General features: G+C 73.1%; 11 protein-coding genes and 1 pseudogene. 7 read left to right on the forward strand and 5 right to left on the reverse strand.

What is annotated here, in order from left to right; translation table 11 throughout:
- Nucleotides 1–270 precede the first annotated feature (270 nt).
- From JS756_RS06690 to JS756_RS06705, 4 genes are read left to right on the forward strand one after another with little or no spacing between them, the layout of a single operon-like run.
- On the forward strand, nt 271–681 hold the full coding sequence (locus JS756_RS06690; RefSeq protein WP_205382010.1) for a hypothetical protein: 411 nt from the start codon (nt 271–273) through the stop codon (nt 679–681).
- A gap of 49 nt (nt 682–730) precedes the next feature.
- Nucleotides 731–3,076, forward strand: a complete 2,346-nt coding sequence (locus JS756_RS06695; protein ID WP_205382011.1) for an ABC transporter ATP-binding protein/permease — start codon at nt 731–733, stop codon at nt 3,074–3,076.
- A 15-nt stretch (nt 3,077–3,091) separates the two neighbouring features.
- Nucleotides 3,092–3,640, forward strand: a complete 549-nt coding sequence (locus tag JS756_RS06700) for an SH3 domain-containing protein (RefSeq protein WP_205382084.1) — start codon at nt 3,092–3,094, stop codon at nt 3,638–3,640.
- Nucleotides 3,640–4,635 carry a serine/threonine-protein kinase gene (locus JS756_RS06705; RefSeq protein WP_205382012.1) on the forward strand — a complete coding sequence of 332 codons (996 nt, stop codon included), beginning with the start codon at nt 3,640–3,642 and terminating at the stop codon, nt 4,633–4,635. The genes JS756_RS06700 and JS756_RS06705 overlap by 1 nt, the downstream gene beginning before the upstream one ends.
- Here JS756_RS06705 and JS756_RS06710 read toward each other — a convergent pair.
- Nucleotides 4,616–5,887 (reverse strand): streptophobe family protein, encoded by a 1,272-nt coding sequence (locus JS756_RS06710; RefSeq protein WP_205382013.1) that lies wholly within the window; start codon nt 5,885–5,887, stop codon nt 4,616–4,618. The two genes, JS756_RS06705 and JS756_RS06710, sit on opposite strands and share 20 nt — an antisense overlap.
- Nucleotides 5,888–6,047: 160 nt before the next feature.
- Between JS756_RS06710 and JS756_RS06715 the strand changes: the two are divergent.
- Nucleotides 6,048–7,322, forward strand: a pseudogene (locus JS756_RS06715) (DUF6777 domain-containing protein).
- Between the two features lie 109 nt (nt 7,323–7,431).
- Nucleotides 7,432–7,887 carry an ATP-binding protein gene (locus JS756_RS06720; RefSeq protein WP_205382015.1) on the forward strand — a complete coding sequence of 152 codons (456 nt, stop codon included), beginning with the start codon at nt 7,432–7,434 and terminating at the stop codon, nt 7,885–7,887.
- Between the two features lie 81 nt (nt 7,888–7,968).
- Here the strand turns inward: JS756_RS06720 and JS756_RS06725 are convergent, their stop codons facing one another.
- Nucleotides 7,969–8,856, reverse strand: coding sequence for an RNA polymerase sigma factor SigF (locus JS756_RS06725; RefSeq protein ID WP_205382016.1), 888 nt, complete (start codon nt 8,854–8,856; stop codon nt 7,969–7,971).
- A gap of 195 nt (nt 8,857–9,051) precedes the next feature.
- Here JS756_RS06725 and JS756_RS37530 point away from each other — a divergent pair, with 195 nt between their 5' ends.
- Nucleotides 9,052–9,510, forward strand: a complete 459-nt coding sequence (locus JS756_RS37530) for a helix-turn-helix domain-containing protein (protein ID WP_205382085.1) — start codon at nt 9,052–9,054, stop codon at nt 9,508–9,510.
- Nucleotides 9,511–9,519: 9 nt separating this feature from the next.
- On the opposite strand, the gene JS756_RS06735 is transcribed toward JS756_RS37530, so the two are convergent.
- From JS756_RS06735 to JS756_RS06745, 3 genes are all read right to left on the reverse strand, one after another.
- Nucleotides 9,520–10,122 carry a ClpP family protease gene (locus JS756_RS06735; RefSeq protein ID WP_205382017.1) on the reverse strand — a complete coding sequence of 201 codons (603 nt, stop codon included), beginning with the start codon at nt 10,120–10,122 and terminating at the stop codon, nt 9,520–9,522.
- Nucleotides 10,123–10,124: 2 nt separating this feature from the next.
- Nucleotides 10,125–10,778, reverse strand: coding sequence for an ATP-dependent Clp protease proteolytic subunit (locus JS756_RS06740; protein ID WP_205382018.1), 654 nt, complete (start codon nt 10,776–10,778; stop codon nt 10,125–10,127).
- Nucleotides 10,779–10,889: 111 nt separating this feature from the next.
- Nucleotides 10,890–12,101 (reverse strand): epoxide hydrolase family protein, encoded by a 1,212-nt coding sequence (locus JS756_RS06745; RefSeq protein ID WP_205382019.1) that lies wholly within the window; start codon nt 12,099–12,101, stop codon nt 10,890–10,892.
- Nucleotides 12,102–12,154: the final 53 nt, after the last annotated feature.

The raw sequence follows: 12,154 nt of genomic DNA on the forward strand, positions 1-12,154 counted from the left end.
GCACCGGCATGCCGGAGCCGCTGTCCCCGGCCGTAGGCCACCGGGTCCGCGTCCCCCGCCGCCGGAACCGTTCACGAGCCGCCCGCGCCCCGGTCGCCGTGTTTCGGCCAGTCGGCCTCGCGCATATGCCAGGAGACTGGCTGGAAAAGCGTGGTGACAGTGATTCAGGAGTGAACATACTCGAACACGAGGGGTAGTGCACCGCACACGAGCCGCACGGAATGCCGGGCCGATCCGGCCGGCGAACGACGCGTCACGGGGGAGTGAGACGTGCACGACGAGTTCCTGTGCCATGTCACGGCGTACGGCGTCTGCGACGGCCGGCGCGTCGGTGTACCGCTCGGCACCTACCGGGCTCCCACGCTGGCGCTCGCGCTGTGGTGGCTGCGCGACCGGGCCTCCTGGATCGCCGAGCGGCTGGACCCCGGCCCCGACAGCGCACACGTGCCGACCGCCGCACTCGTGCCGGTCGCCGACGGGGTGCCCGACGTCCCGGGCGTGCTGCGCGCCTGGTGCGCCGACGCCGGCGAGCAGGAGCTGGTGGCCGAGGAACTGGCCGACGGCCGGCTGGTGCGCGTCGCCGCCAGCGACGACACCACCGAGTACGAACTGCTCGCCGAGTCCGTCGACGCCCTGCGCATGCAGCGGATGGCCGCGTCGCTGGCCATGCCCGTGGGCTGAGGTCCCGGTCTGCGGGGCGCGCCGACCGCCAAATCGGTAGAATCCTGGCATGGCGGAGCGGCCGGCCCTGTCCACCGCGCCCGAACTCGTGCTCCAGACCGAGACGGGCTCCCTGGTGATGACCCCGGGCCGCGACTACCACGTCGGCCGGGACCCGCTGAGCGACATCTTCCTCGACGACGCCCGCGTCTCCTGGCACCACGCCGTCCTGCACCCCGAGGCCGGCAGATGGGTCCTGCACGACGACGACAGCACCAACGGCACCTACACCGAGGGCCACCGCGTCCAGGACCGGTACGTCGGCTCCGGCAGTGTCATCCGCTTCGGCAACCCCGCCGACGGCCCCTGCGTGGTCCTCGTGAGCCCCCCGGAGCCGGAACCGGTGCCCGAGCGTCCGTCGGAGGTCTCCATGCCGGCGCTGACCGGCACCTTCCGGCAGCCCACCACCGTCCGCCCGCTGCCCGCCCGCAGCGTGCGCATCGGCCGTGCCGCCGACAACGACCTCGTCGTCGACGACCTGACCGTCTCCCGCCGCCACGCCGAACTGCGCTTCGCGCCCGGGGCCGGCTACGAGATCGCCGACGTCGGCAGCCACAACGGCACGTTCCTCAACGGCCGCCGCGTCACCAGCGCCCCGCTCGCCCCCGGCGACATCGTCGGCATCGGCCACTCCGCCTTCTGCCTCGTGGGCGACCAGCTCCAGGAGTACGTCGACACCGGAGAGGTCTCCCTCGACGTCCAGGACCTCACGGTCGTCGTCGACCGGGGCCGCAAGACCCTGCTGGAACAGGTGTCCTTCCCCGTCGGGGCCAAGTGCCTGCTCGCCGTCGTCGGACCCAGCGGCGCGGGCAAGTCCACGCTGCTGGGCGCCCTGACCGGGCAGCGCCCCGCCGACCACGGCACCGTCCTGTACGACGGGCGCGACCTCTACCACGACTACGCCGAACTGCGGCAGCGCATCGGCCTCGTCCCGCAGGACGACATCCTGCACTCCCAGCTCACCGTCCGCAGCGCCCTCGGCTACGCCGCCGAACTGCGCTTCCCGCAGGACGCCGCCCGGGACGAGCGGCGCACCCGCGTCGACGAGGTCGTCCGCGAACTCGGCCTGGACCAGCGCGCCGCGCAGCCCGTGCACAGCCTCTCGGGCGGCCAGCGCAAACGCGTCAGTGTGGCGCTGGAGCTGCTGACCAAACCCTCGCTGCTCTTCCTGGACGAGCCGACCTCGGGTCTGGACCCGGGCATGGACCGCTCGGTGATGCACATGCTGCGCGGGCTCGCTGACGACGGCCGCACCGTCATCGTCGTCACCCACAGCGTGCTCAGCCTCGACGTCTGCGACCGGCTGCTGGTGCTCGCCCCCGGCGGGCGGATCGCCTACTACGGGCCGCCCCGGGAAGCCCTGCCCTACTTCGGGTTCGAGGAGTGGCCCGAGGCCTTCGAGTCGTTCGAACGGGACCGCGAACGCGACTGGGCAGGCGACTACCGCCTCTCCGTCCAGTACCGCAGATACGTCTCCGACGCCGGAGTGCAGCCCCACCGGCCCCGCGAGGGCCCGGTGATCATGACTCCGCCGTCCCCGCCGCGCAGCTGGGGCGCCCAGCTCGGCACGCTCGTGCGCCGTTACACCGCGGCTCTCAGCGCCGACCGCACCTTCCTCGCCATCATGATCGCGCTGCCGTTCGTGATGGGCGCCATGGCCCGCGCGCTCGCCGGCAGCGAGCTCACCCGGGAGACCGCGATGAACGCGCTGCTGATCCTGTGCGTCGGCGGCGTGCTCACCGGCGCCGCCAACGCCGTGCGCGAGCTGGTCAAGGAACGCGTGATCTACCAGCGGGAGCGGGCCGTCGGCCTGCCCAGATCGGCGTACCTGATGTCCAAGGTGGTGGTGCTGGGCACGGTCACGATCCTCCAAGCCGTGGTCCTCACCCTCGTCGCCCTGCTCGGCGTCGACCTCAACGCGCCCGGGGGCGAGGGCGTGCTGATGCCCCCGCTCGTCGAGATCACCATCGCCGTCGCCCTGCTCGCGTTCACCGCGATGATGCTCGGCCTGCTGATCTCCGCGCTGGTGCGCAAGGAGGAGGTGACGATGCCGCTGCTGGTGCTGCTGGCGATCGTCCAGGTCGTCTTCTGCGGTGCCCTGCTGCCGCTCGACGGGGTGCCGGGCCTGAACCAGCTGTCCTGGCTGGTGCCCTCCCGATGGGCGTTCGGCGCGATGGCCGGCACCCTCGACCTGGCCCGCATCGTGCCCGGCGACCTCACCGGCGACCCCCTCTTCGCCCACGACACCGGGACCTGGCTGCTCGACATCGGCATGCTGCTCGTGCTGTCTCTGCTCTTCGGGCTGCTGGTGGCCCGGCTGCTGCGCCGCCACGAGCCCGCCGTGATGCGGAGGTAGGCGAGAGCGATGACCCTGCCGACGCCCGGCTTCCGGCCCTCGCACGTGGTCCCCCCGGACGGCATGCCCGCCTGGGAGTCCCCCGACCCGACCCGGCCCACCGTCTCCCTGGATCCGCTGCTGCCCGTCCAGCTCACCGAGCGGCGCGGCGACTGGGGGCACGTGCTGTGCGCCAACGGCTGGTCCGCCTGGGTCGACGGCCGCCTCCTGGTCGCCGTACCCCAGGACCCACCCACCGCGGACGGCTCCCTGGAGGCCGCCGGCGACCCCCTCGCGCTGCTCTCCGGCGTCGAGACCGTCCTCGCCCGCTACCGCGCCGCCGCCCAGGAGCTCGCCGCCGGCGGGCTCGACGGCGCCGCCTTCCGGCAGCGCACCGAGGGGCTGCGGATCGGAGTGGTGGTGGACGGGGAGGACATGTGGCTGTACGACGCCGAGCGCGACCGGTGGCTCTACGGGGACGGCACCCGGGTGACCACGTACGCGGCCGAGGGGGAACCGCGCCCACCCGGGCAGGGCGCCGGACACGCCCCGACGCGCGTAGTGGCGCCCGACGGTGACGGCTGATGGGCGGTGACACGAGCCTGTTCTCCGGTCGCCCCTCCGAGCTGATCGGCCGCCGGGTCGCGGGCTACCGCATCGAGCAGGAGATCGGCCGCGGCGGCATGGCCGTCGTCTACCGCGCGCGCGACCTGAGGCTGGACCGCACGGTGGCGCTGAAGCTGCTGGCACCGGAGCTGGCACGCAACGACACCTTCCGCAAGCGCTTCGTCCACGAGTCCCGGACGGCCGCCGCCATCGACCACCCGCACATCGTGCCGGTCTTCGAGGCGGGCGAGACCGACGGCGTGCTCTACATCGCCATGCGCTACGTCGCCGGCAGCGATCTGCGGCACCTGCTCGACCGGCAGGGGCCCCTGCCGCTGGCCACCGCCGTGCGCATCGCCACACAGGTCGCCTCGGCGCTCGACGCCGCACACGATCACGGGCTGGTCCACCGGGACGTCAAGCCGGGCAACATCCTGGTGGCCCGCGGCACCGACAGCGACCATCCCGAGCACGTCTACCTCACCGACTTCGGGCTGACCAAGAAGTCGCTGTCGCTGACCGGGTTCACCACCGTCGGCCAGTTCGTGGGCACCCTCGACTACGTCGCCCCCGAACAGATCTCCGGCCGACCCGTCGACGGCCGCTGCGACGTCTACGGCCTCGCCTGCGTCGTGCACGAGACCCTGGCCGGCCGTCCGCCGTTCCGCCGCGACGACGACATGGCTCTGCTGTGGGCCCACCAGTACGACGAGCCCCCGCCGCTCACCGAGGCACGCCCGGACCTGCCGCCCGAGGTCGACGCGGTCTTCGCCCGGGCCCTGGCCAAGAGCCCCGACGAACGCTACGACTCCTGCCTGGCGTTCGTCTCGGCGCTGCGCGACGCCGGTACCGGCGGCCCCGCGGCCGGGCACGCGCCGACCGAGGTCGACGTGGCGGTGGCCCCCGCACCCGCCGGCGGGACCGCGAAACCGCCCCCCGCCTGGGCGGAGCCCGTCATGCGTCGCCGGGGGTGACGCCGCGCCGCCGCACCGGCCGGGCGGCCAGGGCCCCGAGGAAGCCGGCCACCAGCCCCCACAGCAGGGCCAGGCCCAGCGCGGGCCACACGTCGGCGCGCAGGAACAGCCGCGCGGACAGGGCGCCGCCGAGGTCGCCGATGCCGAACAGGGACAGGCCGAGGTGCGCCGAGATCCGGCAGACGAGGCAGATCATCAGCACGGTCAGCGCCAGCGCCACGGCCAGGTGCACCGCGTGCTGCCACGTCCGCATGCGGGCCGGTGACCGGACCGCCGTCAGGAACCCCGCCGCGAGCAGCAGGACGGCCTCGACGACCACGAGCCACCACCACCGGTTGTCGTAGTCGGCCAGCGCTTGCAGGTTCAGAGTGGAGACGTCCGGCGTGCGCAGCACCTCGTCCAGCACATGCGGCATCGGCAGGTCGAACGGGCCTTGCACCCGGCCGTGCCAGTCGGCGCCCAGGCCGATGGTCAGGGCCGGCCACACCACGTTGGGCAGCCCGAGCAGCGCCACGGCGAGCGTCTCGGCCGGGTGCCCGCGGGTCGCCGCGACGACCACGGCGACGACCAGGCCCGCCACGACGTGCACGAGCAGCAGCACCACCATGGCGTACGCGGCGGGGCGCACCGATGTCTGGAAGGGCAGCAACCTGCCCGGCAGCGGCGCCCGCCGTGACACGGCCAGCGCCAGCAGCAGGGTCCCGGCCAGCCACACCAGGCCGACGACCACGGTCAGCGGCACGTTCGCGCGGAACCCGACCTCCGGAGAGACGCCGAACAGGTCGCCCAGGTCGCTGATGGTCTCGTCGCCCAGCGGGACGGCGAAGGTGTGCCGGGCCGCCAGCGCCAGGCCGATCAGTCCGAGCAGCCAGACCACGGCGATGCGGCCGGCCCAGCCGGCCAGTTCGCCGGCGCTCGCGACCGCCCGGTGTCGCAACGGCCGCAGGAATCCGGCCGCGACGACGAGCACCCCGGCCAGCGTGACCGACAGCGGCATCACCGTCAGCCCGGCCGCGGTGTCGGCGAGACCCCCGGCGTTCCCGGACACCTCCACGGTGCCGCCGACGGCCGTGACCACGGTCGCCGCGACCACGGGTGCGAAGCCGCCGCCCGGAAGATCGGCGGCGCCCGCCGCCCACAGGCCCAGCGCAGCGGTGACCCCCATGGCGACCAGGCCGGCCAGCGCGGTGGCGACGGCCTGCACCCAGCCGTGCGGGGCGACGGTCCGGCCGGAAGGGTTCGACGGGCTCACACCGCCACGCTAAGCAGCCCCGGGGCCGCGCGCCCGCCGAGAGACCCGTCCGCGTCCCGCTTGCGGCGCGGGAGCGAGCGATGCACACAATAGGGTGTTGTGGATCGAATGGGCTGAATTCGGGTTATTCCGATGGGGCCCCACGCGGGAAGAAGTGCTCGTGAGCGTCGAACCGCCGTCGTCCGGCCGCCCCACAGGGCCGCCGTCCGGCCCCCTGTCGGGGCCCTCCCAGCCGCCCTCGGGCCCGCCCTCCCAGCCGCCCGGCACGGGCGGGGGAGACGGCGGACCCGAACCCCACCACCCCTGGTGGCGGTCCGCGCCGCGGGTGGCCGCTGCCGCCGCCGCGGTGGTCGCCGTCGTGGCTCTGGTCGTCGTCCTCACCCGGCCCGACGGCGGCTCGGGCGGCGGCGGAGGCGGCGAGATCTTCGCCCAGCCGGCGGCCAACACCGGACCCGACCCGTTCACCGCGTCCACCGCGGAGGACAGCTCCGCCCCGCCCGTCTCGCCCCCCGCGCCCGGCGAGTCCGCACCCGCCAACGAGGTGCGCGGGGTCAGCGGCGGCGCCCCCGGCCTGTACGGCGGCACCCGCAACACCTCCAGCTGCGACGTGGAGAAGCAGATCAAGTTCCTCCAGTCCGACCCGGACAAGAACCAGGCCTTCGCGTCGGTCGCGGGCGTCCAGCCCTCCAAGGTGCCCGGCTACCTGCGCGCCCTCACCCCCGTCCAGCTGCGCATGGACACCCGGGTGACCAACCACGGCTACCGTGACGGTTCCGCCACCACGTACCAGGCTGTCCTCCAGGCGGGCACCGCCGTCCTCGTCGACGGCCACGGCGTGCCCCGGGTGCGCTGTGCCTGCGGCAACCCGCTCACGCAGCCCGTCGCCCAGCAGGGAACCCCGAAGGTCACCGGCGACACCTGGCCGTCGTACAACCCCGCGAACGTCGTGGTGGTCCAGCCGACGACGACGATCATCAACATCTTCGTCCTCTACGACCCGGACGACCACGACTGGTTCGCCCGCCAGCGCGGTGACACCGGCCACCACGACAAGCCGACCCCGCCGCCGGCCACGCCCACCCCGAGTGTCACGCCCACCAGCCCCACGCCGTGCCCCTCCGGTGACGAGACACCGCCGACCGGCTGCCCGTCGACGTCGACCAGCCCCTCCACGCCGTCCTCGGACTCGCAGTCGCCCGGCTCGGAGTCCCCGGGCTCCACACCGCCGAGCCAGTCGCCGTCGTCCGAGCCGCCGCCCAGCCAGACGTCGTAGGGCGGTGGGACGTCCACCACCTCGGCGCCCGCGACCGGCGCGTCGCCGGCGACGACGTCCACCTCGGCCTCGGCCCCGATGTCCCGGTCGCCGGGCGCCGCCGCCACGGGCGCCGGGCCGTCCGCGCGGACGACCGCCGGCGCACCGGCACTCACGCTGTAACCAACAGCACTCCCCGACGCACCAGCCCCGGGGAGTGCACCGCCGTGCTCGGGGTACGAGGACTGGTGCAGCACGATCCGGCCAGTCCGGCTATCCAGAAAGACCACGCATGACCGAACACCTGGGCGGGGCAGTGATACCCACTGGTTTCGACGTGCCCGTGGAACCACTCAGACGGGCCGCCCACTACACCGGCGAACCGGGGAGCATCGCCGCTGCGCGGGCGTTCACCGCGCAGTTCGTCGATCAGCTCAGGACCGAGTGGTGCGCCATGATCGGCGACCGGGCACGCGACGAGCTCATGCTCGTCGTGAGCGAACTCGTGACCAACGCCGACCGGCACAGCAACGGCCCCTACGTCCTGGACCTGGAGGGCACCGACACGGCTGTGACGGTCTGCGTCTACGACAGCAGCGTCGCTCTTCCCCTGCGTTTCCCGCGCGACCCCACACGGATCGGCCGCCACGGTCTGGAGATCGTCCACGCCCTGGCGACCGAGGTGAGGTGCGAGGTGGTGCCGGTCGGAAAGCGCGTCCGGGCCGTGGTGCCGCTGCAGGCGCGGTGAGCCGGCCCGGACCGCGCACGACGTGAGCCGATCCGGACGTGGGGAGCGGGCCGTCCCCGACGGCCCGCTCCCCACGCTTGTTCAGGCGTGGTCCAGCTCGCCCAGCATGCCCTCCCGCAGCCGTGTGATGATCCGCTTGATCAGCCGCGAGACGTGCATCTGCGAGCATCCCAGCCGCGCGCCGATCTCGGCCTGTGTCGCCTCTTCCACGAATCGCAGATGCAGGATCTGCCGGTCGCGTTCGTCGAGGTCCGCCATCAGCGGGGCCAGCGACTGGAAGTCCTCCACGAGCCGCAGCCCGTCCTCCTCGACGCCGATGAAGTCCGCGAGGACGGCCTCTCCCTGCTCCGGCCCGTCGCCGGTGAGCGCCGCGTCCAGCGAGGAGGAGTTGTACCCGTTGGCGGCGATCTGCGCCTCTACGACCTGGTTCTCCGAGAGGTTCATCAGCGTGGCCAGCTCCGACACCGTCGGCTCCCGGTCCAGCCGGCCCGACAGTTCGTCCCGCGCCTTGGCCAGTTCCACCCGCAGCTCCTGCAGTCGCCGAGGAACGTGTACCGCCCACGTCGTGTCCCGGAAGAACCGCTTGATCTCACCGACGATGTACGGCAGCGCGAACGAGGTGAACTCCACCTCGCGGGACAGCTCGAACCGGTCGATGGCCTTGATCAGGCCGATCATCCCGGTCTGGACGATGTCCTCCATGTCGTCCCCGCGACCCCGGAAACGCCCCGCGGCGAATCGCACCAAGGACATGTTCATCTCGATGAGGGTGTTGCGGGCGTACTGGTACTCGTGCGTGCCCTCCTCGAGCTCTGCCAGGCGCCTGAAGAACTGACGCGACAGCTGCCGCGCGTCGCGCGGTGCCACACTCCGTGCGTCGACGACGTCCGGCAGGGCTCCCTCACCCGTGCTGGTCCCGGTGCTCTTCTCCACGACCTCTGTCTCCTGCCGGATCACGGCGGTGGACATCGGCTTCCCCTCCTGCAAGTCGAATGAGACGGACGTCGGCATCGTGCTCACCGAGGGTCCGACTACCCCGGTACCCGTCATGCATGCCAACTGCCGTGCCGCGAAGGGACTTCTCGCAGGGCGGAACGCCGATGCCCCCCGCCGGGCGGCCGTCGCTCCTAGGCTGGCCGGGTGAGCCATCAGACGTGGAATCAGGTGAGCAGCCGTACGCCGGACGAGGCCCGGGCCGTCCCGTTGCGGACCCCCGCCGCCCGGCCCGAACGCCGATCCGGGCATCGCCCCGAGGATCGGCCCGCGACCGGCCCCGGACCCCGCTCCGCGGAACGGGCTCCGGGGCCCGGGCCCCGCCCCGCCGGCCAGGAACCGCTCTGGCGCGATCTGGTCGGCGACATCCTGCGGCGCGAACGCCTGGCGCAGGAGCGCACGCTCAAGGACGTCGCCGAGGCCGCCAAGATCTCCATGCCCTACCTCTCGGAGGTCGAGCGGGGCCGCAAGGAGGCCTCCTCCGAGGTCCTCGCGGCCGCCGCCCACGCACTCGGCCTCGGCCTCGGCGACCTGCTGGCCCGAGCCCACACGCAGCTCACCCGGCCCGTGCACCGCAGCCGCCCGAGGTCGACCACGGCGTCGTTCGACGGACTGTGCCTGGCTGCCTGAGCGGCGGGGTCACCCGCCCGGGAGCCGCCTGACGAGCACCTCGTCGGCGAGCCCGTAGGCCACCGCCTCGTGCGCGGTGAACACCTTGTCCCGGTCCATGTCCGCGCGCAGCGTGGCCACGTCGTGGTGCGTGTGCCGGGACAGCACCTCCTCCACCTGCGCCCGGACACGCACCATCTCCTTGGCCTCCAGGGCGAGGTCGGAGACGGTGCCCTGCCGGCCGCCGGAGGCGGGCTGCCCCAGCAGCACGCGCGCGTGCTCCAGCACGAACCGCCGCCCCGGATCCCCGCCCGCCAGCAGCACTGCCGCCGTGGACGCCGCCTGCCCGACGCAGAACGTCGAGATCGGCGCCTGCACGAACGTCATCGCGTCGTAGATCGCGGTCAGCGAAGTGAACGAACCACCCGGCGAGTTGATGTAGAGGGCGATCTCCCGCTCCGGGGCCGCCGACTCCAGATGCAGCAGCTGCGCGATGACGACGTTGGCGACGCCGTCGTCGATCTCCGTGCCGAGGAAGACGATCCGCTCGTCGAGCAGCCTGCTGAACACGTCGAAGGACCGTTCCCCCTGCGGGGTGCGCTCGATCACCTGCGGAATGGTGTAGGTGCCCATGCTCACAGCCCCGTCCGTCGCCGGCCGGCCGCCGGGCGGATGTCCACGAAGGACTCCACGACCCGATCCACCATGCCGTACTCCCTGGCCTCCTCGGCCGTGAACCAGCGGTCGCGGTCGCCGTCCCGGGAGATGGTCTCCGGGCTCTGACCGGTGTGCTCGGCGGTGATCCGCTCGATGGTCCGCTTGGTGAACTCCAGGTTCTCCGCCTGGATCTCGATGTCGGCGGTGGTGCCGCCGATCCCCGCCGACGGCTGGTGCATCATGATCCGCGCGTGGGGCAGCGCGTACCGCTTGCCGGGCGCGCCGACGCTCAGCAGGAACTGCCCCATGCTGGCGGCGAATCCCATCGCGAGTGTCGAGACGTCGTTCGGGATCAGCCGCATCGTGTCGTACACGGCCAGGCCCGCGTGGACCGAGCCGCCGGGAGAGTTGATGAACAGGCCGATGTCGGTGCGCGGATCCTCCGCCGACAGGATCAGCAGCTGGGCGCAGACCCGGTTCGCCGAGACCTCGTCGACCTGCGTGCCCAGCAGCACGATCCGCTGCCCGAGCAACTGGGCGGCGAGCTGGTCGTCGAACCGGGTCACGGGGGTGTCGCCCTCCTGGGCGCGGGGCGTCGGGGCCGGCGCGGGGCCGGCGCTCAGTGGGGGCATCGGTGCTCCTCGTCGTCACGTGCGGTGCGGTGGACGAGACCCACTGTCGGCCGGGACCCCGCTCTGCGGGGGATTCCTCTGCCCGCGGCGAATTCGCCACGGGCAGAGCCCTCACTCCACGTCCTCGGCCCGCAGCCCCCGGAAGAACGCCCGTACGTCGCCGACCAGCAGGTCCGGCTCCTCCATCGCCGCGAAGTGCCCACCGCGGTCGAACTCCGTCCAGCGCACCAGGTTCTCGGTGCGCTCGGCGTTCCGCCGCATGGGGATCTGCGGCTCGGCCGGGAACAGCGCCAGCGCCGTCGGCGCGGTCGACGGCTCTGCCGGCGCCGCCACGCGGCCGGAGGTGGTGTGCAGGCGTTCGTAGTAGATCCGGGCCGAGGAACCGGCCGTCCCGGTCAGCCAGTACAGCATCACGTTCGTCAGCAGCCGGTCCCGGTCGACGGCTTCCTCGGGAACCTGGCGGCAGTCCGTCCACTCCCTGAACTTCTCGACGATCCAGGCGAGTTGACCAACGGGCGAGTCGGTGAGTCCGTACGCGAGCGTCTGCGGCCGGGTGGCCTGCTGGTGGAAGTAGCCCGTCCCCTCGGCCGAGAACGCCTGCCACCGCCGCCACGAGCGGAGCGCGCGGTCCCGCTCCCCGGCCGGCAGTTCCCGGAGCTCCTGCTCCGTCGGCTCGGTGGCCTGCTGCGCCCCGGGCAGCAGGGTGAGGTGCACGCCGATCACCCGCCCGGGGTGGGCGCGCCCCACCTCGCGGGAGATCGCCGCGCCCCAGTCCCCGCCCTGCACGCCGAACCGGTCGTGGCCGAGCCGTGTCATCAACTCCGCCCACGCGTCCGCGACGCGGCCCGCCTCCCAGCCCGCCTCGGTGGTGGGCCCGGACAGCCCGAATCCGGGAATGCTCGGGACGACGACGTGGAAGGCGTCGCCCGGGTCCCCGCCGTGGGCCACGGGGTCCGTGAGCGGCCCCACCACGTCGAGGAACTCCGCGATCGACCCAGGCCAGCCGTGGGTGAGGATCAGCGCGGTGGCGTCCGGCTCGGGGGAGCGGACCCGCGCGAAGTGGACGTTCTGCCTGTCGATGGTCGTGGTGAACTGCGGCCACTGGTTGAGCTGTGCCTCGGCGGCACGCCAGTCGTAGTCGTGACGCCAGTACCGGACGAGGTCGCGCAGGTAGTCGAGCGGGACGCCGTGCGCCCAGTCCGGGCCCGGTGGCCGGTCCGGCCACCGGGCCCGGTCGAGGCGGTCGTGCAGGTCGTCGAGAACACGCTGCGGAACGGCCAGGCGGAGGGGGCGGATGCCGCTGTCGGCAGGTGAGGCGGTCATGACCGTGATGCTAGTGCCGCGGCAGGCAACGTTCGCCCGTCGAGGAGCGGCGT

This window comes from Streptomyces actuosus (assembly GCF_016921115.1).
Classification (GTDB): domain Bacteria; phylum Actinomycetota; class Actinomycetes; order Streptomycetales; family Streptomycetaceae; genus Streptomyces; species Streptomyces actuosus_A.

What these genes read in the sequence shown, in the direction of transcription:
- JS756_RS06745 (WP_205382019.1), bottom strand. Translation starts at nt 12,101, where the DNA reads ATGACCGCCTCACCTGCCGACAGCGGCATCCGCCCCCTCCGCCTGGCC.
- JS756_RS06720 (WP_205382015.1), top strand. Translation starts at nt 7,432, where the DNA reads ATGACCGAACACCTGGGCGGGGCAGTGATACCCACTGGTTTCGACGTG.
- JS756_RS06740 (WP_205382018.1), bottom strand. Translation starts at nt 10,778, where the DNA reads ATGCCCCCACTGAGCGCCGGCCCCGCGCCGGCCCCGACGCCCCGCGCC.
- JS756_RS06695 (WP_205382011.1), top strand. Translation starts at nt 731, where the DNA reads ATGGCGGAGCGGCCGGCCCTGTCCACCGCGCCCGAACTCGTGCTCCAG.
- JS756_RS06705 (WP_205382012.1), top strand. Translation starts at nt 3,640, where the DNA reads ATGGGCGGTGACACGAGCCTGTTCTCCGGTCGCCCCTCCGAGCTGATC.
- JS756_RS06725 (WP_205382016.1), bottom strand. Translation starts at nt 8,856, where the DNA reads ATGTCCACCGCCGTGATCCGGCAGGAGACAGAGGTCGTGGAGAAGAGC.
- JS756_RS06735 (WP_205382017.1), bottom strand. Translation starts at nt 10,122, where the DNA reads ATGGGCACCTACACCATTCCGCAGGTGATCGAGCGCACCCCGCAGGGG.